This is a genomic window from uncultured Roseovarius sp., from assembly GCF_913057115.1.
In the GTDB taxonomy this organism is placed as follows: Bacteria; Pseudomonadota; Alphaproteobacteria; order Rhodobacterales; family Rhodobacteraceae; genus Roseovarius.
Genome location: NZ_CAJXNN010000011.1, coordinates 41,264 through 62,642, shown reverse-complemented (window position 1 = coordinate 62,642; position 21,379 = coordinate 41,264). Strand labels below are relative to the sequence as shown.

At 59.8% G+C, this 21,379-nt stretch carries 17 protein-coding genes and 2 tRNA genes; 10 read left to right on the top strand and 9 right to left on the bottom strand.

Features of this window, described 5'->3' with window-relative positions; translation table 11 throughout:
• Positions 1 to 56 precede the first annotated feature (56 nt).
• Complete coding sequence (gene fabI, locus QZ498_RS06835) at positions 57 to 872, bottom strand: enoyl-ACP reductase FabI (RefSeq protein ID WP_294621063.1); 816 nt, start codon at positions 870 to 872, stop codon at positions 57 to 59.
• A gap of 166 nt (positions 873 to 1,038) precedes the next feature.
• Here fabI and pdxH point away from each other — a divergent pair, with 166 nt between their 5' ends.
• The 6 genes from pdxH to QZ498_RS06805 all read left to right on the top strand — a co-directional run bounded on the left by pdxH (position 1,039) and on the right by QZ498_RS06805 (position 8,149).
• On the top strand, positions 1,039 to 1,644 hold the full coding sequence (gene pdxH / locus QZ498_RS06830) for a pyridoxamine 5'-phosphate oxidase (RefSeq protein WP_294621062.1): 606 nt from the start codon (positions 1,039 to 1,041) through the stop codon (positions 1,642 to 1,644).
• A gap of 123 nt (positions 1,645 to 1,767) precedes the next feature.
• On the top strand, positions 1,768 to 2,304 hold the full coding sequence (locus QZ498_RS06825) for a cold-shock protein (protein WP_294621061.1): 537 nt from the start codon (positions 1,768 to 1,770) through the stop codon (positions 2,302 to 2,304).
• Complete coding sequence (locus QZ498_RS06820; protein ID WP_294621060.1) at positions 2,271 to 2,756, top strand: DUF192 domain-containing protein; 486 nt, start codon at positions 2,271 to 2,273, stop codon at positions 2,754 to 2,756. Before QZ498_RS06825 ends, QZ498_RS06820 begins: the two co-directional genes overlap by 34 nt.
• Before the next feature lie 44 nt (positions 2,757 to 2,800).
• A tRNA-Pro gene (locus tag QZ498_RS06815) sits at positions 2,801 to 2,877 on the top strand.
• Positions 2,878 to 3,456: 579 nt separating this feature from the next.
• Complete coding sequence (locus QZ498_RS06810; RefSeq protein WP_294621059.1) at positions 3,457 to 7,137, top strand: vitamin B12-dependent ribonucleotide reductase; 3,681 nt, start codon at positions 3,457 to 3,459, stop codon at positions 7,135 to 7,137.
• Between the two features lie 253 nt (positions 7,138 to 7,390).
• Positions 7,391 to 8,149: a glycosyltransferase family A protein gene (locus QZ498_RS06805; RefSeq protein ID WP_294621057.1), complete on the top strand. Its 759-nt coding sequence runs from the start codon at positions 7,391 to 7,393 to the stop codon at positions 8,147 to 8,149.
• Here the strand turns inward: QZ498_RS06805 and QZ498_RS06800 are convergent.
• Positions 8,146 to 8,865, bottom strand: a complete 720-nt coding sequence (locus tag QZ498_RS06800) for a sulfotransferase family 2 domain-containing protein (protein ID WP_294621056.1) — start codon at positions 8,863 to 8,865, stop codon at positions 8,146 to 8,148. The two genes, QZ498_RS06805 and QZ498_RS06800, sit on opposite strands and share 4 nt — an antisense overlap.
• 49 nt (positions 8,866 to 8,914) lie before the next feature.
• A complete protein-coding gene (locus QZ498_RS06795) occupies positions 8,915 to 9,424 on the bottom strand; it encodes a sigma-70 family RNA polymerase sigma factor (protein ID WP_294621055.1) in 510 nt (169 codons plus the stop codon).
• 240 nt (positions 9,425 to 9,664) lie between these two features.
• Here QZ498_RS06795 and QZ498_RS06790 point away from each other — a divergent pair, with 240 nt between their 5' ends.
• Positions 9,665 to 9,919, top strand: a complete 255-nt coding sequence (locus QZ498_RS06790) for an EF-hand domain-containing protein (protein ID WP_294621054.1) — start codon at positions 9,665 to 9,667, stop codon at positions 9,917 to 9,919.
• Between the two features lie 57 nt (positions 9,920 to 9,976).
• Here the strand turns inward: QZ498_RS06790 and QZ498_RS06785 are convergent, their stop codons facing one another.
• Together QZ498_RS06785 and rocF are read right to left on the bottom strand one after the other, a co-directional pair.
• Positions 9,977 to 11,032: an ornithine cyclodeaminase gene (locus tag QZ498_RS06785; protein ID WP_294621053.1), complete on the bottom strand. Its 1,056-nt coding sequence runs from the start codon at positions 11,030 to 11,032 to the stop codon at positions 9,977 to 9,979.
• 13 nt (positions 11,033 to 11,045) lie between these two features.
• Positions 11,046 to 11,975, bottom strand: coding sequence for an arginase (gene rocF / locus QZ498_RS06780; RefSeq protein ID WP_294621052.1), 930 nt, complete (start codon positions 11,973 to 11,975; stop codon positions 11,046 to 11,048).
• A 116-nt stretch (positions 11,976 to 12,091) separates the two neighbouring features.
• On the opposite strand from rocF, the gene QZ498_RS06775 reads away from it, so the two are divergent.
• Positions 12,092 to 12,523: an Lrp/AsnC family transcriptional regulator gene (locus tag QZ498_RS06775; RefSeq protein WP_294621050.1), complete on the top strand. Its 432-nt coding sequence runs from the start codon at positions 12,092 to 12,094 to the stop codon at positions 12,521 to 12,523.
• 91 nt (positions 12,524 to 12,614) lie between these two features.
• Here the strand turns inward: QZ498_RS06775 and QZ498_RS06770 are convergent, their stop codons facing one another.
• Positions 12,615 to 13,079: a disulfide bond formation protein B gene (locus tag QZ498_RS06770; protein ID WP_294621096.1), complete on the bottom strand. Its 465-nt coding sequence runs from the start codon at positions 13,077 to 13,079 to the stop codon at positions 12,615 to 12,617.
• 2 nt (positions 13,080 to 13,081) lie between these two features.
• Complete coding sequence (locus QZ498_RS06765) at positions 13,082 to 13,660, bottom strand: YqaA family protein (RefSeq protein ID WP_294621049.1); 579 nt, start codon at positions 13,658 to 13,660, stop codon at positions 13,082 to 13,084.
• A 129-nt stretch (positions 13,661 to 13,789) separates the two neighbouring features.
• On the opposite strand from QZ498_RS06765, the gene QZ498_RS06760 reads away from it, so the two are divergent.
• A tRNA-Leu gene (locus tag QZ498_RS06760) sits at positions 13,790 to 13,875 on the top strand.
• 762 nt (positions 13,876 to 14,637) lie between these two features.
• A complete protein-coding gene (locus tag QZ498_RS06755) occupies positions 14,638 to 17,907 on the top strand; it encodes a Hint domain-containing protein (protein ID WP_294621048.1) in 3,270 nt (1,089 codons plus the stop codon).
• A 111-nt stretch (positions 17,908 to 18,018) separates the two neighbouring features.
• On the opposite strand, the gene QZ498_RS06750 is transcribed toward QZ498_RS06755, so the two are convergent.
• Both QZ498_RS06750 and QZ498_RS06745 read right to left on the bottom strand, forming a co-directional pair.
• Entirely contained in the window at positions 18,019 to 18,612 is a 594-nt protein-coding gene (locus tag QZ498_RS06750; protein ID WP_294621047.1) for a nucleotidyltransferase family protein, read from the bottom strand.
• A gap of 161 nt (positions 18,613 to 18,773) precedes the next feature.
• Entirely contained in the window at positions 18,774 to 21,191 is a 2,418-nt protein-coding gene (locus QZ498_RS06745) for an FAD-dependent oxidoreductase (protein WP_294621046.1), read from the bottom strand.
• Positions 21,192 to 21,379 lie beyond the last annotated feature (188 nt).

Here is a 21,379-nt window from a genome sequence, read left to right as displayed (position 1 = left end):
CTCTCTTCAATCCCGCGCGCAGGGCGCGGGTGCATTTTGACCGACCCTGGCTTTTTTCAGTGCCCGCCGGTGGCGTCGATGTCGGGGGCGTCGACGGCCTTCATGCCGACCACGTGGTAGCCCGCGTCGACGTGCAGGGTTTCTCCTGTCACGCCGCTGCCCAGGTCGGACAGCAAATAAAGCGCTGATTTGCCCACGTCGTCGATGGTGACGTTGCGGCGCAGGGGCGAGTTCAGCTCGTTCCATTTCAGGATATAGCGGAAATCGCCGATGCCGGAGGCGGCCAGCGTCTTGATGGGGCCGGCGGAGATCGCGTTTACGCGAATGGTATCCTTGCCCAGATCCTCAGCGAGGTATTTGACCGAGGCTTCAAGTGCGGCCTTGGCCACGCCCATGACGTTGTAATGCGGCATCACCTGCTCGGCCCCGTAATAGGTGAGGGTGAGCATGGAGCCGCCTTCGGGCATCATCTTTTCGGCGCGCTGTGCGACGGCGGTGAAGGAATAGACCGAGATATCCATGGTCATCATGAAATTTTCGCGGCTGGTATCGACGTAGCGGCCGCGCAGTTCGGATTTGTCGGAAAAGCCGATGGCGTGGACGATGAAATCCATCTTTCCCCAGCGGTTTTCCAGATCGCTGAACAGCGCGTCGATCGAGGCGGTGTCGCCGACGTCACAGGGCAGGACGATATCGGAGCCCAGTTGTTCGGCCAGGGGACCGACGCGTTTTTTCAGCGCCTCGCCCTGGTAGGAAAAGGCCAGTTCGGCGCCAGCGTCCGCCAATGCCTTGGCGATTCCCCATGCGATAGATTTATCGTTGGCGAGGCCCATGATCAGCCCACGCTTTCCCGCCATCAGTTCGTTTGACATTTCTTGCCCTCGGCCCATTATCCTTGATGCTGTCTTTAGGCGATCACCGTGCCTGCATCAAGTACGACGCAAAGGGATAGGTGATATGTCGTCAAGATTGGCGCACAGAGGGGCTTGGGTAAATTGCGCGTTCTTCTATGATGAAGACCTGTGCCGAGTGGGAAAGATGACGGAACGCAGTGGAATATTTGCCGGTGATGATCCGTTCGCGATTGCGCGAGAATGGCTTGCCGAGGCGGAAAAAAGCGAAATCAACGACCCGAACGCCGTGGCATTGTCCACCGTGGATGATGCGGGCATGCCAAACGTGCGCATGGTTTTGCTCAAAGAGATCACCGACACAGGTTTTTGGTTTTACACGAACTACGGGTCTGTCAAAGCGCGTGAGATCGAACATAGCGGGACGGCAGCCATGGTGCTCCATTGGAAAAGTCTGCGTCGACAATTGCGTGTTCGTGGTGTTGTAATTAAAGAGGATGGTCCGGAAGCAGATGCATATTACGCATCCCGGTCGTTGAAGAGCCGCCTTGGAGCCTGGGCATCGAAGCAGTCGCAACCACTCGCGTCTCGCTCCAAGCTCATGGCGGATGTGGCAAAGGTTACGGCCGCGAAAGGGTCTAACCCGCCACGCCCCCCGTTTTGGGGCGGCTACAGGATTGCCCCGGTGGAGGTGGAATTCTGGGCAGATGGTGCGTTTCGGTTGCATGATCGCTTTGTTTGGCGGCGTAAAACGGTCGATAGTGAGTGGCGAGTGCAACGTTTGAGCCCTTGAATTTGGCGTTACGCCAAATGCAAGAGGCTGAATATTAATGTGTTTTCTGGTTGCATCACATGTACGGTGTGTCAGAAGATGCGCTATATGGGTCTTGGGGATGAGACTTCTGGGTAGGACAACGTGACAACATATGCTGATAACACGCGCAGAATAAGGGGACGGGTTAAGTGGTTTGATCCTGTAAAGGGATTTGGGTTTGTGATCGCCGATGAAGGCGGCCCTGATATTTTGCTTCATGCCAACGTACTGCGGAACTTCGGGCAAAGCTCGGTCGCAGATCGTGCGGGTGTCGAAATCGACGTGCAGGACACGGATCGTGGCCGGCAGGCCGTGGAGGTTCATTCGATCGAGCCGCCCGACGATCTTGAGGCGAGCGGCCTTGCGGATCTGGATGAATTGAATCCGGAGGACATTCGCGATGCGCCGTTGGAACCCGCACGGGTAAAATGGTTCGACAAGGGCAAGGGGTTTGGTTTCGCCAATACCTTTGGCCGGGACGAAGATGTCTTCGTTCACATCGAGATTTTGCGCCGTTCCGGGCTGGCCGATCTGCAACCGGGCGAAGCATTGGCGATCCGGGTAATAGATGGTAAACGTGGCCGAATGGCCACGGAGGTATGTGGATGGGAAACCGCCGTCAAGCAACGCTCGGACTGATCGCAGCCGCAATTTTGATGATGAGTGCCGCGCAGGGGTTCGCAGGCGAATGCCGTGAAAATCTTGTGGCGCTGCGTGGCGATTGGGGGCAGGCGCAGTTTACCATCGAGGTGGCCGATACCAATGCCAAGCGGGCCAAGGGACTTATGAATCGTGAAAGCATGCCCAAGACCGCGGGCATGCTTTTCGTTTATCCGCGGCCGAAAACGGTGGGCTTCTGGATGAAGAACACCCTGATACCGCTCGACATGATCTTCATGGATCGGACCGGGACGGTTCAGCATGTCCACCACGAGGCCCAACCCGGCGACCTGAGCCCGAAGTTCGGCGGCGACAACATCCAGTACGTTCTGGAAATCAACGGCGGGCTGGCCAAGCAGATGGGAATCGTCCCGGGAACGCAGTTGCGGCATCCGGCGATCCCCGAAGATCGTGCTGCCTGGCCCTGTTAGGGCTTTTCAAGAAGAAGAAATCAGATTAGACCCGCCGCACGGTCCGGGGCGTAGCGCAGTCTGGTAGCGCACCTGTTTTGGGTACAGGGGGTCGCAAGTTCGAATCTTGCCGTCCCGACCATTCCACTCACTGACACAATATCTTGTGGCTAGGCGCGGCTCTGGGTGTTTTCGGCACCCTATATGCCGGGGCTGCGAGATATTTTTAAATCGCATGAGCCAAGGGTTGGAACGCAGGGGGGCAAGGCCTTTGCAGGTGCAGCGATTCTCGGGACAAGTCTTCAGAGATTGCTCTAGGACTTTCGTCTAACCCGCTTACATAACACAGCTTTCCGAAATGCCCGGTGAACTCGGGTTTGGCGTCACTTCCTGTGGATGAATCACTCTGATCAGGGCGGTCTTCGTGAGGGCCTCAAGGTCAACTTCTTTTTGTCACAAATTCTGTAAAAAAGTCGTTGACCGTCTATGGGGGAATGCGTCAATTTGTGTCCACGGGCCGACAAGCCACAACATATAGTGGCGACGCTCAGCGGCAGGGATAGACCCACCTTACTTAGTACCGATTGTGCGATCGGAGGAGACGAATGCGCGGCGACATGTGTGTTTCGCCAAGGTGTAGCTTTGCTGTTGTGTAAGGTCGATCGGGCCTAGGTGATGGGCCGACACTTGGAAAATGCTGATTTTATGGGGCAGCGGACAGATGAAAATCGAACGTAAATTCACGACAGCAGGTCAGGACGCTTACGCAGCCTTGGAGTTCGTCACCACGAGTTCCGAGATTCGCAATCCGGATGGGACGACTGTGTTCAAACTCGACGCCGTCGAGGTTCCAGCGGGCTGGAGCCAAGTTGCGTCGGATGTGATCGCGCAGAAGTATTTCCGCAAGGCGGGCGTGCCCGAGAAGCTGGAAAAGGTGGCCGAGGATGGCGTGCCGGAGTTCCTCTGGCGCTCGGCCCCGGCGAAGGACAACACCGGGTTTGGTGGTGAAACCTCGGCCAAGCAGGTGTTTGACCGTCTGGCGGGCGCTTGGGCCTACTGGGGTTGGAAAGGTGGCTATTTCACCACCGAAGCGGATGCGCAGGCCTATTTCGACGAGATGCGCGTCATGCTGGCCAAGCAGATGGCGGCCCCCAACAGCCCGCAGTGGTTCAACACCGGTCTGCACTGGGCCTATGGCATCGACGGGCCCAGCCAAGGCCACTACTACGTGGATTATCAGACCAAGGAACTGACCAAATCGGCCAGCGCCTATGAGCACCCACAGCCCCACGCCTGCTTTATCCAGTCGGTGGCGGATGACCTTGTGGGGGATGGCGGCATCATGGACCTTTGGGTGCGTGAAGCACGGCTCTTCAAATACGGCAGTGGGACGGGCACGAATTTCTCGTCCCTTCGAGCAGAAGGGGAAGCCCTGTCGGGCGGAGGCAAGTCGTCGGGCCTGATGGGCTTCCTCAAGATTGGCGACCGTGCTGCGGGCGCGATCAAATCGGGTGGCACCACGCGCCGCGCGGCCAAGATGGTGATCTGTGACGCGGATCACCCCGATATCGAGGAATTCATCAACTGGAAGGTCAAGGAAGAGCAGAAGGTTGCCAGCATCGTCGCCGGCTCGAAGATGCATGAGCAAAAGCTCAATGACATCTTCGCCGCGATCCGGGCCTGGGATGGCAGCACCGAAGATGCCGTTGACCCCAAGAAGAACGAGCAGCTGAAAGGCGCTATTCGCGGGGCCAAGCAGGTGCAGATCCCCGAGACCTACGTCAAGCGCGTGCTGGACTATGCCAAGCAGGGCTATGACAGCATCGAATTCCCGACCTATGACACCGATTGGGACAGTGAAGCCTATGCCAGCGTGTCGGGCCAGAACTCGAACAACTCGATCCGCGTGACCAATGCCTTCCTTGAGGCGGTCAAGAACGATGAGGATTGGGCGCTGATCAACCGCACGGACGGTCAGGTGGCCAAGACCATCAAAGCGCGCGACCTTTGGGAAGATGTGGGCCATGCTGCCTGGGCCTGTGCCGATCCGGGCATTCAGTATCACGACACCGTCAACCAGTGGCACACCTGTCCGGAAGATGGCGAGATTCGTGGCTCGAATCCCTGTTCGGAATACATGTTCCTGGACGACACCGCCTGTAACCTTGCCTCGATGAACCTGCTGACCTTCTACAAGGACGGCAAGTTTGACGCCGAGGCTTACATGCACGCCACGCGCCTGTGGACCGTGACGCTGGAAATCTCGGTGATGATGGCGCAGTTCCCCTCGAAGGAAATCGCGCAACTGAGCTTTGACTTCCGCACGCTTGGCCTTGGCTATGCCAACATCGGTGGCCTGCTGATGAACATGGGGCTGGGCTATGACAGTGACGAGGGCCGCGCGCTTTGTGGTGCGCTGACCGCGATCATGACCGGTGTGTCCTATGCCACCAGCGCCGAGATGGCCGGTGAGCTGGGGGCCTTTGACGGCTATGAGCGCAACAAGCACCACATGCTGCGCGTGATCCAGAACCACCGCAACGCCGCCTATGGCGCGACTGAAGGCTATAAAGGGCTGGACGTGAAGCCGGTTCCGCTGGACCTGACCAACTGCCCCGATGCGAAACTCGTCGATCTGGCGATGTCGAGCTGGGACGAGGCGCTGAAGCTGGGTGAAAAGCACGGCTATCGCAATGCGCAGGTCTCGGTCATCGCGCCGACCGGCACCATTGGCCTTGTCATGGACTGCGACACCACCGGGATCGAGCCGGACTTTGCCTTGGTGAAGTTCAAGAAGCTGGCCGGTGGCGGCTACTTCAAGATCATCAACCAATCGGTGCCTGCCGCGCTTGAAAAGCTGGGCTATGGCAGCGCGCAGATCGAAGAGATCGTTTCCTACGCTGTGGGTCATGGCACCATCGGCAATGCGCCGGGGGTGAACCACACATCATTGATCGGCCATGGTTTTGGCCCCAACGAGTTGGAAAAGATCGACAATGCGCTTGGGTCGGCCTTCGATATCCGGTTCGTGTTCAACCAGTGGACCTTGGGCGAAGAGTTCTGCACCAATGTTCTGGGCATTCCTGCCGAGAAGCTGAACGACCCGACCTTTGATTTGCTGGCCTCGCTTGGCTATTCGAAAGCGGACATTGAGGCGGCGAACGACCATGTTTGCGGCACGATGACGCTGGAAGGGGCACCGCACCTGAAGGAAGAGCATTACCACGTCTTCGATTGCGCCAACCCCTGCGGCAAGAAGGGCAAGCGTTACCTGGATGTGAATAGCCACATCACCATGATGGCGGCGGCGCAAAGCTTCATCTCGGGTGCGATCTCGAAAACCATCAACATGCCCAACGATGCCACCATCGAGGATTGCCAGAAGGCTTATGAGCTGTCTTGGTCCCTCGGTGTGAAGGCCAATGCGCTTTACCGTGATGGCTCGAAACTCAGCCAGCCCCTGGCATCCGCGCTTGTCGAAGATGACGAGGAGGCCCAAGAGGTTCTGGAAACCGGATCGGCGCAGGAAAAAGCCGCCGTTCTGGCCGAGAAGATCGTCGAGAAGGTCGTCGTCAAGGAAGTGGTGAAATCGCACCGCGAGAAAATGCCGGAACGCCGCAAGGGCTATACCCAGAAGGCCATCGTGGGCGGGCACAAGGTGTACCTGCGGACGGGCGAGTACGAAGATGGCAACCTCGGCGAGATCTTCATCGACATGCACAAGGAAGGCGCGGGCTTCCGGGCGATGATGAACAACTTCGCCATCGCGGTGTCGGTTGGCCTGCAATACGGGGTGCCGCTTGAGGAGTTCGTCGATGCCTTCACCTTCACCAAGTTCGAACCGGCAGGCATGGTGCAGGGCAACGACTCGATCAAGAATGCCACGTCGATCCTTGATTATATCTTCCGTGAACTGGCGGTGAGCTACCTGGACCGGACCGATCTGGCCCATGTGAAGCCAGAAGGCGCGTCTTTCGACGATCTGGGCCGCGGCGAGGAAGAAGGCGTGAGCAACATCAAGGAGATGTCGGGCGAAGCGGCCTCGAAATCTCTCGAAGTGCTCAAGCAGATCAGCTCAACCGGCTACCTGCGCAAGCGTCTGCCGAATGAACTGGTGGTCTTGCAGGGCGGTCAATCGGAAGTGGCCCTGACCGGCACCGCCGATCCGGTGGGCGCGCTGCAAACCTTGGTGCCTGAAACGTCGGAGAGTGTGACCGCGGCTGTGGCGACTTCGACCACGACGACCACAACCAGTGGTGCGATGTCGATGGACGCCCGCACCAAGGCCAAGATGCAGGGCTATGAGGGCGAAGCCTGTGGCGATTGTGGCAACTACACGCTGGTGCGCAACGGCACCTGCATGAAGTGCAACACCTGCGGCGCGACAAGCGGGTGTAGCTGAGAACAGCGCCCTTTGGGGGGCTTAGGGGCAACGGGCCATATGGCCCGGCCCCGACGAGACAGGGTGGGGCGGAATATCAGTCCTTTCCCATCCTTACACGGGGCGGGTGCGCTCGCCCCTGACGACACTCAGGCCGCAGGCAGAAACCGGGCGGTATAAATAAGTGAGCTTGAGTGGCGAAACTTGACCGGGGGGCCCAGTGCCCCCCGTTTTTCTGTTGCGTATGAGGAGGGTTCTTGCCAGATACATGGCCATGACTCGGACACCGGCCATTAGCATTTGCATTCCAGCCTATGACATGGGCGGGGATGGCGCGCGGTTCTTGTCCGAGAGTTTTCAGCACCTCAAGGCACAAAGTTTCAAGGATTTCGAAGTGGTTGTTTCGGATCAATCCGAGACCCAGGCGGTGCAGGACGCATGTCATCAGTTTGCAGAAGATATGGACATCCGTTGGATCGATAACCGTTCGGGACGCCGTCAATCGTCCGCCAATGCTAATAATGCCATCCGTCAGGCGCGTGGCCGGGTGGTTAAGATCCTCTTTCAGGATGATTTTCTATGCCATGCTGATGCCTTGCAGGAGTTGGCGACAGCATTCGAAGCGCCAACATGCAAATGGGCATTGATGGGGTCGGGCGTGACGTATGACGGTGTCACGATCGAGGCGCCTATGGTACCCCGGTGGCACGATCAAATCCGATTTGGGCGCAATACCGTCTCAAGTCCTTCGGTTCTGGCGTTTGAAGCAGGTCACGATCTGTTCTTCGATGAAAATCTTATCTGGTTGATGGATGTGGACTTCTACCACGGTTGTTTCAAAACCCTTGGCAGCCCGGTGATCTTGCCGGGCACATTGGTCGCTAACCGTCTGCACCCCGGTCAAGTGAGTCAACGGGTCGGGCGGAGTCTGCGGCGTCGTGAACTGCGCAGGGTTATGGGAAAATATGGTACGCCCAATGGTTTGGCGGACGTACGAACATTTGCCTACCAGTATCTCAAGGCATTGGGTTAACCCTTGGATAACAGACGATGCAGAAGTGATCGTTTTTGTTTTGGAAGGGGGCGCATTGTAGGCTGCGATTTTCGCACATCTTCGCATTTGTATCCGAAGCGACGGAAGTCTTCGGCGTAGACTTTGGCAATGGTGTTGAGGACATCCGGTGTTAGCGGTGCTTGCGTGCGCTCGTAATCCGCCCCCCCCCTACTTTTATTTTCGTGGGGAATATCGCGTGGTCCACAGATAGTATCGGAGAGATTATCAAGATATTCCACGATAGGTTGCAGACCGTCCTCCATTCGGAATACCGAAGCATCTTGGGGTACAAGTTCACTCGCAGGCCTAGGGTGGTTGTCATATCGGTAGGGTGCCTTCTCACGGGTCGCTACCCAGTCGAGGAACCATGCGTTTATATCGGTGCCGTCGGGTACAGTAGCCTCACCCAAAAGCTGATAGTCGAAGGCGCTTCTCAGCCTTGAAACGGGATGTCGCACCACACTGAAGCTGGAGGCGATCCACTCAGACGGAATCAAGAGTTTGAGCGCTTCGAGATCGACGTGCTGCGGTGACGATTTTGTCCAGCGGTGCTCTGGTGGCGGTTTAAAATAGCGTGAATTTGCAAATGCGATTGGGCCGAAACGTCGCATAAGATAGGCCTCCACGGAAGCACCCGCACACTTGGGTACGTGCGCAAAGTAGTGGAGGGCGTCGTTAATTCTAAAAAAAGGCATAAACCATGAATAGACTGCTGATAAGGCGTGGTAAAGTCATCTAGCGCCTTCAAAAAAGCGCCGTTACCGGGGTGCCGGGTTCGAGCCCCATGTCGCGGCGGAGTTGGGCGCGGGCGCGGGCCAGCCGGGACATAACCGTGCCGAGTGGCAAGCCCGTTCGTGCGGCAAGTGCTGCGGGGCTGGTCTCGCCTGTAAGGACGAGCCGCATCAGGTGGGCTTGGTGCGGCGGTAGGTTTTCGATCATGGAGCAGGCTTCGGACAGCGCGAGGCTGGCGAAAGCATCCGGCGCCGTTGCCGTGCCTTCCATATCCACGTCATCAATGTCGTGCCGGTCACGCAGGCTTTGGCGCATTTGGTTGCGCAACGCCGCATGGGCGTAGCCTCGCAAGTTGTTGATATCGTCTCCGCGATTCAGGCGTAGCCAAAGCTTGAGGAGGACTTCTTGGGCAAGGTCTTGAGCCTCCTCCGGGGTATCGGCAATGCGGGCAGCCGCACGGTTCAGGACAGGTATCAGCGCGGTCAGGTCGTCCGGGGGGGTCGTCAGGTTGGAGTTTTGCATGGCGGGCCTCCTGCCCCCTGATAAAGGGCAGGGCCGTGGGGCAATTCAAATGGGCAGATTCCGCCGATCCTCTGGGGAAGGCATTTTTGGGCAGCCCCTCGCCGGTTGTGGGGATGCGCCTCGGCAAACCATCGCCCGTTGCGGTTCGCACCGGGACGCAAAGCGCCAAATCCCCGTCTTGGTTGGTAGGGTCCGGGGCAAGCCCGACCTTGAGCACCTCAATGTCCAAGGAGACAAACCATGTTGAAATTCGTAGCAATCCTTTTGGGGATGGGCGTGATCGCCAATTCCGCCATCGCCATGAGCGAGGGTACCGCCCAGATCGACACCAACGGCGACGGTGTCATGACCATCGACGAAGTGCAGGCCGTCTTCCCCGATGTCACAGCCGAGGCCTTTGCCGAGGCAGATGCCGATGATGACGGTGCCCTCACTGATGAGGAAATGGTCGCCGCGCAGGAGCAGGGCCTCATCCCAACCAGCACTGACGGCTGATTGCCGTTGGTCTCCCGGGCCGGGTTACTCCCCCAGATCGCCCCGGCCCGGGGGCTTTCATGCGCTGCCTGAACGTTGCAGCATCCCGAACAGGTCGCGCGGGTCGTCGGGGTCGGCCAGAAGGTCAAGGTCGATATACAGATCGGTGCCGCCGATATGGTCGCGGATATAGCGCAGGGCGCTGAAATCCTCGATCGCGAAGCCCACGGAATCAAACAGGGTGATTTGTCCGGCGCTTGTGCGGCCGGGTTTGGTGCCGTTGATCACCTCCCACATTTGGGTGACGGGGTGATCGTCGCTGAGCTGTTGGATTTCGCCTTCGATGCGGGTTTGCTCGGGGTATTCCACGAAGATCTCGGAGCGGTGCAGGACACCGGGGGCCAGTTCGGTCTTGCCCGGGCAGTCGCCGCCGATTGCGTTGATGTGCACGCCTGAACCGATCATGTTGTCGCTGAGGATGGTGGCGTATTGTTTGTCGGCGGTGCAGGTGGTGATGATTTGCGCGCCTTCCATGCTTTCTTCGGCACTGGTGCAGACATGAACATCCAGCCCTAAGCCTTTGAGATTATTTGCGGCTTTGCGCGTCGCCGCCGGGTCGATATCCCACAGGCGGACGGATTTGAGGCCGCAGATCGCTTTCATGGCGAGGCTTTGGAATTCCGACTGTGCGCCGTTGCCGATCATCGCCATGGTATCGGCCCCCTTGGGGGCGAGGTGTTTGGCGACCATGGCCGAGGTGGCGGCGGTGCGCAGGGCGGTGAGGACCGTCATCTCAGATAGAAGGACGGGGTAGCCATTGCCGACATCGGCCAGCAGGCCGAAGGCGGTGACGGTTTGCAGGCCTTCGCGGGTGTTCTTGGGGTGGCCGTTGACGTATTTGAAGCCGTAGACCTCGCCATCTGAGGTGGGCATCAGTTCGATCACCCCTTCAGCGGAGTGTGAGGCGATGCGCGGGGTTTTGTCGAACAACTCCCAGCGGCGGAAATCCGCTTCGATATAGTCCGACAGGCCGCGCAGCATCGGCTCGATCCCGATGTGATGCACGAGGTTCATCATGTTCTCGACCGAGACGAAAGGCACGAGGGCCTTATCGGAGGGGGGTGTTGCTGGCATCGTTTTGTCCTTTTTAACCAAAGGCTTGCGTGGGGCGGTCAAAGACGCGGCGACCAAGGGCAGAGGCGGCCAGATCGACCATGACCTGCGCGGTGCGGCCGCGTTCATCAAGGAATGGGTTGAGTTCGACGAGGTCGAGCGAAGTCATCAAACCGCTATCGCAGATCATCTCCATCACCAAGTGCGCCTCGCGCATGGTGGCCCCGCCGGGGACGGTCGTGCCGACGGCGGGGGCGAAGGAGGGGTCGAGGAAATCGACGTCCAAAGAGACATGCAGCATGCCGCCCGCGTCGGCGACGCGGTCGAGGAAGGCCGACAGGGGTTTGGCGATGCCGGATTCGTCGATCTGGCGCATGTCGTGGCTGCGGATGCGCGAATTTTGCAGGATTTCGCGTTCGGCGGGGTCGACGGAGCGCAGGCCGAGGATGCAGATATGATCCTCGGGGACCGGGTTTTGCACCTCGGGGAAGCCGGAAAAGCCTTTTTGGCCAGTGACATAGGCCAAGGGTGTGCCATGCAGGTTGCCCGAGGTGGTGCTGTGCGGTGTGTGGAAATCGCTATGGGCGTCCAGCCAGAGGACGAATTGCGGGCGGGATTGGCTGGCGGCGTGGTTGGCGACACCTGCGACCGAACCCAAGGAGAGGCTATGGTCGCCGCCGAGAAAGATGGGCAACCCCTTGGTCATTGAGTTTTCTGCTGAATTTATAAGGGCTTGCGTCCAACCGATGGTGGTGTCGGGGGCATGCAGGTGAGCCGGCAGGTCCATGGGAGTGGCGACAGAGGCCGGGGTGAGGTTGCCAAGGTCTTCGACCTCGTGACCGAGGGAGGTTAACGCATCGTCAAGGCCGGCGACGCGGTAGGCGTCGGGGCCCATGAGGCAGCCTTGGCGGGTTTTGCCGCTGTCCACGGGGGCACCGATCAGAAGGCAGGTTTGTGGGGTCATTTCGCGCTCGTTCAGATAAGGTTTGCCTAAGGATATTCCGAAACGGGGGCGCTTGAAGGGATCATATTGAACGAATCGGGATAGCATTGATCAAAATGCCATGCTAATCGTGCGAAATGGATGATATTGACAGACAGTTAATCTCCGCGCTGCGACATGACGCGCGGGCCTCGCTTTCGGATTTGGCGATCACCTTGGGGGTGTCACGGACCACGGTACGCGGACGAATCGAACGGTTGCAGCAGTCCGGTGAGATCGTGGGCTTCAGCGTCGTTTTGAAAGGCGATGCGGCGCGTGATCCGGTGCGGGGCCTTATGCTGATCGGGATCGAGGGGCGCGGGACGGATAGAATTATCCGCCAACTCAATGGGTTAAGCGCCGTGCGCAAGGTCCACACGACGAATGGCCGATGGGATGTCATCGTGGAGATCGGGGCGGAATCGCTTGAGGAATTCGACGAGGTTCTGGCGCGTATTCGGCGATTTGACGGCGTGGCGACCAGTGAAACCAACCTGCTTTTGAGTACGCGCAAGGCGGCGAACGGATAGTTTCGTACGAATCGTACGCTTACCCCGCTATTTTCGTACGAAAATCGGGGGGCTTTGCTTGGCAGTCGTACGAGTCGTACGAAAATAGCCGTCAGGCGCGGCGGGCGGCCATGATCCAGACCGCGGCGAGAGCCAGCGAGGCGAGCATGTTCCAGCTGGCCATCGAGAGGCCGAACATCTGCCAGGGGATCTCGTCGCAGCGGACGAGCGGGGCGGCCATGATCTGATCGAAGAGTTCGTCCGTGCTGAGGCCCGAGATGTCGCCCGAGGAGCAGGAGGAGGGGCCTTGCCACCAGCCTTGCTCAACCCCGGAGTGATAAGCGGCGATACCTGCGGTGGTGAGGGCGGCCAGAGCGCCGAGCCAAGGCAAGAGGGCGCCGCCCAACAGAAGGGCCAAGGCACCGATGCCGATGGCGGCATAATGCGGGTAACGTTGCCAATAGCACAATTTGCAGGGGGGCATTTCGCCAATGTACTGGAACCCCCAAGCGCCCAGCATCAGGGCGAGGGAGCCGCCAGCGGCGAGCAGGACAAGCGTACGGTAGGGTAACGTCATGGTCATAGGTGGCGAACAAGATAGAAGCCACCGAAGAGCAGCGCAACAAAGAGAATCGCCATCAACCCGAGGCGGCGTTCGATGAAATCGCGGATCGGCGCGCCGAATTTCCACAGGAGGGCGGCGACAATGAAAAAGCGCAAACCGCGCGCCAGAATGGAGGTGGCGATGAAGGTGCCAAGCGGCATGGCCGTCCAACCCGACATGATGGTGATGACCTTGTAGGGGAAGGGCGTGACCCCTGCCGTAAGGACGGCCCAGAACCCGAAGTCGTTGAACCGGGTGGAAAACTCGGCCATGGCATCGCCTTTGCCAAGGGCCTCAAGGATAGGTTGGCCGATCTGTTCGTAGGCCAGCGCGCCAATGGCATAGCCCAAAAGCCCACCTAGGACCGACGAGACGAGAGCGACCAGCGCAATCAGCCAGGCCCGGGACGGGCGGGCAAGGATCATCGGGATCATCAGCACATCGGGCGGGATCGGGAACACCGAGCTTTCGACGAAAGACACCGCGGCCAGAACCCAAAGCGCGCGCGGGTGGTCGGACATCGCGATTGTCCAATCGTAGAGGCGTCTTAGCATGAGGGCTGTCCCTGAAACACGGTTTTGGTCTCTGACCACGCGGGGGTGGGCGGGTCAAGTATTTTGCGGCTTAATATGGTGCTTCCCCTCTGGACGCGGGCGCGCGGCTTCGCTAGAGGTGTTGCCCGTGCCCAAGTGGCGGAACGGTAGACGCAGGGGATTCAAAATCCCCCGATGGCAACATCGTGTGAGTTCGAATCTCACCTTGGGCACCACTTACTCCTAGAATTAGATGATTTCCGCAGTCGCGCGCCGGCGTGGCCCAAGCGTTTTGGGCGCTACAGAGAATCGTAGAGCCAGCGTTGCCCGATTCGCCGGGGAATGGCATTGGCTTTGTTTCTTGATCTGGGCCTTTCGGAGAAAATGCCGAAAATTGAACACGAATTGTGCAGGGTGCGTTAACTAAGACCAAGATCAGCCTGCCATGTTTTGGCCTTTTTCGATTGTTTCACAATTGGATACAACCGACCGCTCGACCGTCGCATGAATCGGCGGTCGGTCAGGGAAAGTGATGCGGCGATAACGAATAAAAAAAGGAGGTGGCCGATCTCGTGCGGGATTTCCGATATGGAAACAATCACCAGAAATCCTGCCACAAATTGCGGTGCAAGTAAGGCAAGTTGACTGTGTCGCGCCCGGTTTTGAGCTTTTTTCTGCCAAAATTCCCCTTCGTGATCTTGCCGCGTCCGGTTACAAGAGTCCTGCCCAACTGGGGGGTATCGAAAAGGTCACGGGGGCGACCGACATGACGATCCTGCCTATCCTCGCCGGATAGCGCGGAGTGTTGTGGACCGGGTCGCGTAGGCTTTGGTGGGCCCGGTTACACATGAGGTAACCGCGGGTCGCCCCGTATCCTCAACACTTCGTAGACTTCCGGTTCAGGCAGATGGTTGTGGAATTTTTTCGCCGTTGAGTGGTCAGCGGCATCTCACGCTGCCGGTTCAGGATCGGCGCTAACAGGTCGAAGGGGTATTGTGATGCCTGATCTTATTCTGGACTGGGGGCTTTTTGGCTCCAACGGAACCGATTTGAATGATGGTGGCACCGTCGACACCGGGGGTGTCGAGGTCACGTTGGGATTCGTTGCTGAAGATGAAGACGCTTTCGCGCGGTACCTGGAGTTCGATCAGTATGTCGACACCGCCGGTGGTGAAACTTTCGATCCGATGTCGGCGCTCAAGCTGTTTGGCGCGGGTGGCGAAGGCGGTGTGGACAGCACGTCGACCACGACGATTGATTTCAGTGCCAGCGATGACGCGTACAGCGATGATGTGCAGGACGTTTCGTTCCGGATCAACGACCTGGACCTGGGACAAGGCGGCGCTGATTACACCGATATCGTGACTGTTCGTGCCTTTGATGCGGCGGGCAATCCGGTCGAGGTGACCCTGACGCCGGGTGGTGACATCCTGACAAGTGGCGATACGGCCACCGGCAATGATGTGGACAGCGCTTCTGTGACTGCGCCGACCGACCCCGATACCTCGCTTCTGGTGAATATTGCCGGGCCGGTGTCGCGGATCGAGATCGACTATGACAATGGCGGGACCGACTCGCAGACCGTCTGGGTGACCGATGTGCATTTCAGCACCATTGATGTAGGCGACGAGTTGGATGGGATCGTCTCGAATGGCGATGATGACGCCTTGATCGCCACCAACCCCGACAGCGACCCCGGGTACGTTTACAACGGTGACCCCGAGGGGGACCTGGTGGATTCGGGCGATGCGATCCTGCCCGGTGAGGCTCCGGACGATGACATCATCGAGGCCGGTGGCGGCAATGATACCATCGAGGCCGGTCTGGGCGACGATGAGGTCGACGCGGGCACCGGCGACGATATTGCTTTCGGTGAAGAGGGCGAGGACGAGATCGACGGTGGTGAGGGCGACGACACCCTTGATGGCGGTGCCGACAACGACACCCTGACCGGTGGCGACGGCAATGACAGCGCCGAGGGTGGCGATGGTGACGATGTGATCGACACCGGCAATGCCGATCCGCTGAATGATTACGAGACCTTCTCGAACGATCCGGTTCCGGGGGAGCCTTTTGCCTTTGAGACCGGGGCCGATCAGCTCAATGATCTGGACACGGTCTTTGGCGGCGCGGGTGACGATACCATCAGCACCGGTGACGATGCTGACTTTATCTCGGGCGATTCGGGCAATGACAGCATCGACGGCGGGATCGACGATGATACCATTCTGGGTGGCACCGGCGACGATTATATCGACGGCAGCCTGGGGTCCGACTCGATCGAGGGGGGCGATGGCAATGACACCATCGACGCGGGCATTGACGCCTTTTCGGATTACGAAGGCGATGACCCGAACCTGCCCGACCCGTTGTTGGTTGATCCGGCCACAGGCCTTCCTGCGCTGAGTGATCCGAACCCCGATGATGGCCGTGATTTCGTTGACGGTGGTGCGGGCGATGACCTGATTGCCACGGGCGACGATGCTGACACCATCCTGGGTGGGAGCGGTGACGACACCGTGAATGCGGGTATCGACGATGATGTCATCGAAGGCAACGGCGGTGATGACAGCCTGACGGGCAGCCATGGCTCGGATACCGTTGACGGTGGTGCGGGCAACGACACCATCTGGGGCGGCTTTGGCAACGATCCGATCGCGGGCATCGACGGCGAGGTTCCGGATGCCAGCGACCCGGTTCCGGAAAACGGCCGTGACCTGCTGCTTGGCGGTGGCGGCAATGATGTCATCTATGGGGAAGACGACGATGACACCATTGAGGGTGGCAGCGGCGACGATACGCTTGATGGCGGCGTCGACGACGACTTGCTGCTTGGCCAGGGCGGTGCGGACTCGATCCTTGGCGACGAAGGCAATGACACCATTGTCGGCGGCGCGGATGACGACACCATCGACGGCGGTACCGGCGAGGACTCGATCACCGGCGACCGTGGCGATGACGTGATCGACGCGGGCGATGGCGATGATTTCGTCAACGGCGGTATGGAAAATGACACGGTGATCGGTGGTCTGGGGAACGACTTCCTTCAGGGGGGGCTGGGCGATGACACGATCATTTCGGGGATCGACGGCGATACCGGCATTCCCGATGCCACTGACCCCGACCCCATGGATGACATGGACACCGTCGAAGGCGGTGCCGGCAATGACTCCATCTTCACTGGCGACGATGATGACGAGATTATCGCAGGTGGCGGCGATGACACGGTCGATGCGGGCATCGACGATGACTCGGTCCGTGGCAACGCAGGTGACGATTCGCTGATCGGCGGAGAGGGCAACGACAGCCTCTTCGGTGATCAGGGGGAAGACACGCTGGACGGTGGTCTTGGCAATGATGTCCTGAATGGGGGTGCTGACAACGATGTTGTCGATGGCGGCGCCGGGGATGATACCGTTCTTGGCGGTGGCCTAGGCGACGACACCCTGTTGGGTGGTGATGATCGTGATACCTTCACCGATGCCATGGCCGGCGACGTGGTCGATGGCGGCACTGGCGGCGATGACTTTGACACGCTGGACCTGACGGGCCTTGGGCCGCTTCGGGTGGTGGATGAAACCCTTGATGCTGATGGCGATTCAACCTCGGGTACGGTGGAGTTCCTCAATGGCGATGGAACGGTTTCGGGGTCGTTGAGCTTCACCGAGATTGAGGATGTGATCCCCTGTTTCACGCCGGGCACAGTGATTGCCACGCCGAAAGGCGAGCGTCTGGTGGAAGAGCTGCGCGAGGGCGACCGGGTGATCACCCGCGACAACGGCTTGCAGGAAATCCGCTGGGTCGGGCGCCGTGATCTGACCGGCCAGGAGCTGTGCCAAGCACCGAACCTCAAGCCGGTTCTGATCCGGGCCGGATCTTTGGGCCGTGGTTTGCCGGAGCGTGACATGATGGTCAGCCCGCAGCACCGCATGCTGATCAACAACGATCGCAGCGCGCTTTACTTCGATGAACGTGAGGTTCTGGCCGCGGCCAAGCACCTGACGGGCATGGAGGGCGTCGATACGGTCGAGGCCAGCGGCGTGAGCTACATCCACTTCATGTTCGACCAGCACGAGGTCGTCCTGTCGAACGGGGCCTGGACCGAAAGCTTCCAGCCCGGTGAGCAGGTCATGGATGGCATGGGCGAGGCGCAGCGCAACGAGATCTACGATCTCTTCCCTGAGCTGCGCGAGGCGGAAGGCCTGAAGGATTATCAGGCGGCACGCCGGTCGCTCAAGAAGCATGAAGCGAAGCTTCTGATCTCTTAACCCGCAAGGTTGCAGCGGGCCGGCGCACACCCCGTGTGCCGGTCACCAGAAATCGGGTTAGGGGGCTGTTCCGGTTTCGAGTAGGGCAGCCCCGGCAGGTGCCGGGGTTGCCTATTCGCGTGTCTGATTGGCGCGCCAAGCGGCCCAGTCTTCGGGCGTGTCCAGATCGGTGGTGGCACGCAGGCCGGGCAGGGGGCAGAGGCGCGGCGGGTCTTGCGCCAGCAGGGGCTTGGCCCCGTCATCGCCGCGAAGTATTTGCATCGCCTCGAAATGCTTGGCCGGGAAGATCACCGGATGGCCGGGTTTGCCGCTGTCATCGGTGGCGCGGATAATGCGGTTTGGGTCTTCTGAAAAAGCCGCGGCGATGGTTTCAAGATCCTCGGTGGTGAGGTCGGGCAAATCCGCCAGCACCACCATAAGGGCGGTTAGATTAAGGCTTTCGGCCCAAGCCGCGCCACTTCTTAGGGAGGCCGCGAGGCCTTCGGCGGCCCCGGGCACCTCACGGCGCGCAACCCCGTCTGGTATGACCTCGGCGCGCGCATCCCCGGGCCGCAGCGTGACAAGCACAGGCCAGCCAGTTGCAAGGGCACGCCTTGCCTGGCGGGCCAGAAGCGGTTGGCCGTCGACCTTTTCCAGCAACTTATCGCACCCCCGCATGCGAGAGGACGCGCCCGCCGCTGGAATGACAATGCCGATGCTGCGCATGGGGCCTCCGTTTGAATCAAGGGGCGCTGCCCCTCTTGGCCTGCGGCCAATTCACCCCGGGGTATTTTCAAAAAGAAGAAAGGGCCTTCATCTTTCCAAAAATACTCCCGCCGGAGGCGATCCGCCAGTGGCCAGAGGTGCTGGCCTATGTTCTGGGCGGATTATCCCCGCATGCGTGCGCCATCCGCATCGAACAGCGGTTGGGTGATCAGGCGGGCCGGGCGCATATCGCCCAGGATTTCGATCTGCGCCTCCAGCCCTTCGGTGGCCTTGTCGCGGGGGATGAGGGCGAGGGCGATGGATTTGCCCGCGTGGTGCGAATAACCACCTGAAGTGCAGAAGCCTTGGACGGTGCCGTCGATCCATACCGGCTCATAAGCGTTGACGTCTGTATCGAGCGCGTCGACCTCGAACACCGCCAGTGTGCGGGCCGGGGGAGTGTCGCGTTCGGCCTCGGCCGATTTGCGCCCGATGAAATCGGCGTTTTTCTTGAAGGAAATGAAGCGGTCGAGGCCGGTTTCCGCAGGCGTGTAATCCGGCCCGAATTCGCGCAGCCATGCGCCGAAGAATTTATCCAGCCGAAGCGACATCATCGCGCGCATGCCGAAGGGTTTCATGCCGTGGTTTTGCCCTTCGGTCCAAAGCACATCCCACAGTGCGCGTTGGGCCATGGGATCGCAGTAAATCTCGTATCCCAGATCGCCGGTGAAGCTGACCCGTTGGATCAGGCAATCGACCATGCCGACGCAGGCGGGGCGCACATCCATGAAGCGCATGTCGCCGATATCGTCGCGGGTGCAGGCCATCAGAACCTCGCGCGCCTTGGGGCCTGCGATTTGGAAGCCATTGAGGCGGTCGGAGATGTTTTCGAGTTGCGCGCCCTCCGTGGCGTTCTGTTCGAACCAGCGCATGTGGTAGGCCTGCGCGCCGTAGGAGGCGGTGAGTTGGAAGGTCTGCTCATCAAGGCAGGAGACGGTGAAATCGCCGATGATGCGGCCTTGGGGGCTGAGCATCGGGGTGAGCGAGATGCGGCCCGGTTGGGGGATGCGGCCGGCCATGATGTGATCGAGCCATGCGCGGGCATTCGGCCCGGTGACGCGGTATTTGCCGAAGTTGTGCACCTCGTTGATGCCCACGGCCTCGCGCACCGCTTTGACCTCGCGCGCTGTGGCCTCCCACGCGTTGGAGCGGCGGAAGGAGGGGGTTTCGTAGCGGGGTTCATCGCCCTGGGCGAAGTAGTTGGGCACTTCCAGCCCGTATTGGTGGCCCCAGACCGCGCCCATTTGATCGAAGATATCGTACATGGGGGTCTGGCGGAAGGGGCGCGCGGCGGGGAGTTCTTCGTTGGGGTAGGAGACCGAGAAGCGTTTTTGGTAGTTCTCGATCACCTTGGGGCGGGTGTAGCCCGGGGTGATCCAATCGCCGTAGCGGGCCACATCCATGGCCGAGACATCGCGTTCGCATTCGCCGTGGATCATCCATTGTGCCAGCATCAGGCCGACGCCGCCGCCTTGGGAGAACCCGGCCATGACGCCGCAGGCCGACCAGTAGTTGCGCAGGCCCGGCACCGGGCCGACCAGTGGGTTGCCATCGGAGGCGAAGGTGAAGGGGCCGTGGATCACGGATTTCACGCCTGCGCGTTCGAGGGCGGGGAAGCGTTTGTAGGCGAAGGTGATGCTGTCTTCGATCTTGTCGAAATCATCGGGTAGCAGTTCATGGCCGAAGTTCCACGGAGTGCCATCCACCGCCCAGGGGCGGCAGGGTTGTTCGTAAAACCCGATGCAAAGCCCGCGCCCTTCTTGGCGCAGGTAGCTTTCGCCAGCGGGGTCCATGACGTGGGGGTGTTCGCCGCCTGCGTCGATTATCTCCGCGATTTCAGGGACTTCTTCGGTGACGATATATTGGTGTTCCATCGGGTGGAGGGGCATATAGACCCCGGCCATGGCCCCGACTTCGCGCGCCCAGAGGCCTGCGGCATTGACCAGATGTTCGGCGTGGATGGTGCCTTTGTCGGTGACGATATCCCATGTGCCGTCGGGCCTTTGGTTGGTCTCGTGGACGTGGCAGTGGGTTTCAATGGTGGCGCCGCCCATGCGGGCGGCCTTGGCGTAGGCGTGGGTGGTGCCGGAGGGGTCGAGGTGGCCATCGAGGGGATCATAAAGCGCGCCGAGGATGCCATCGGTGTTGGTGACGGGCGCGATTTTGGCGATCTCTTCGGGGCCGACGATCTCGGTCTCCAGCCCCATGTAGCGGTGCTTGGCGCGTTCGGCGAGGAGCATATCGAAGCGGTCGCGGTTGTCGGCCAGCGTCACGCCGCCGACGTGGTGCAGCCCGCAGGAGAGGCCGGTGATTTCCTCCAACTCCTTGTAAAGTTTGATGGTATAGCCCTGAAGCGCGGCCATGTTGGTATCGCCGTTGAGGGTATGAAAGCCGCCTGCCGCGTGCCATGTGGAGCCTGATGTCAGCTCGGAGCGTTCGATCAGCATGACATCGGACCAGCCGAGTTTGGTCAGGTGATAGAGCACGCTGCATCCGACGACACCGCCGCCGATGACGGCCACACGGGTGGTGGTTTTCATGGGAGACCCCTCCTTTGGCTTGTTTCAGACAGACTGTGAGTCTGAGGCTGTGGCGCTTGTCATTTTGCGACAGGTTTTGTCGGAGATGGGGGCTGGTGAACCGAGGGCGCGCTCATCAGCCCTTACGGGCTTCTTCGCGAGGAGCGAAAGCGATGAGCGACCCTGTGCAAGCGGGGGTCGTGACGCAA

What these genes read in the sequence shown, in the direction of transcription:
- fabI (WP_294621063.1), bottom strand. Translation starts at nt 872, where the DNA reads ATGTCAAACGAACTGATGGCGGGAAAGCGTGGGCTGATCATGGGCCTC.
- pdxH (WP_294621062.1), top strand. Translation starts at nt 1,039, where the DNA reads ATGACGGAACGCAGTGGAATATTTGCCGGTGATGATCCGTTCGCGATT.
- QZ498_RS06820 (WP_294621060.1), top strand. Translation starts at nt 2,271, where the DNA reads ATGGGAAACCGCCGTCAAGCAACGCTCGGACTGATCGCAGCCGCAATT.
- QZ498_RS06810 (WP_294621059.1), top strand. Translation starts at nt 3,457, where the DNA reads ATGAAAATCGAACGTAAATTCACGACAGCAGGTCAGGACGCTTACGCA.
- QZ498_RS06805 (WP_294621057.1), top strand. Translation starts at nt 7,391, where the DNA reads ATGACTCGGACACCGGCCATTAGCATTTGCATTCCAGCCTATGACATG.
- QZ498_RS06800 (WP_294621056.1), bottom strand. Translation starts at nt 8,865, where the DNA reads ATGCCTTTTTTTAGAATTAACGACGCCCTCCACTACTTTGCGCACGTA.
- QZ498_RS06795 (WP_294621055.1), bottom strand. Translation starts at nt 9,424, where the DNA reads ATGCAAAACTCCAACCTGACGACCCCCCCGGACGACCTGACCGCGCTG.
- QZ498_RS06790 (WP_294621054.1), top strand. Translation starts at nt 9,665, where the DNA reads ATGTTGAAATTCGTAGCAATCCTTTTGGGGATGGGCGTGATCGCCAAT.
- QZ498_RS06785 (WP_294621053.1), bottom strand. Translation starts at nt 11,032, where the DNA reads ATGCCAGCAACACCCCCCTCCGATAAGGCCCTCGTGCCTTTCGTCTCG.
- rocF (WP_294621052.1), bottom strand. Translation starts at nt 11,975, where the DNA reads ATGACCCCACAAACCTGCCTTCTGATCGGTGCCCCCGTGGACAGCGGC.
- QZ498_RS06775 (WP_294621050.1), top strand. Translation starts at nt 12,092, where the DNA reads ATGGATGATATTGACAGACAGTTAATCTCCGCGCTGCGACATGACGCG.
- QZ498_RS06770 (WP_294621096.1), bottom strand. Translation starts at nt 13,079, where the DNA reads ATGACGTTACCCTACCGTACGCTTGTCCTGCTCGCCGCTGGCGGCTCC.
- QZ498_RS06765 (WP_294621049.1), bottom strand. Translation starts at nt 13,660, where the DNA reads ATGCTAAGACGCCTCTACGATTGGACAATCGCGATGTCCGACCACCCG.
- QZ498_RS06755 (WP_294621048.1), top strand. Translation starts at nt 14,638, where the DNA reads ATGCCTGATCTTATTCTGGACTGGGGGCTTTTTGGCTCCAACGGAACC.
- QZ498_RS06750 (WP_294621047.1), bottom strand. Translation starts at nt 18,612, where the DNA reads ATGCGCAGCATCGGCATTGTCATTCCAGCGGCGGGCGCGTCCTCTCGC.
- QZ498_RS06745 (WP_294621046.1), bottom strand. Translation starts at nt 21,191, where the DNA reads ATGAAAACCACCACCCGTGTGGCCGTCATCGGCGGCGGTGTCGTCGGA.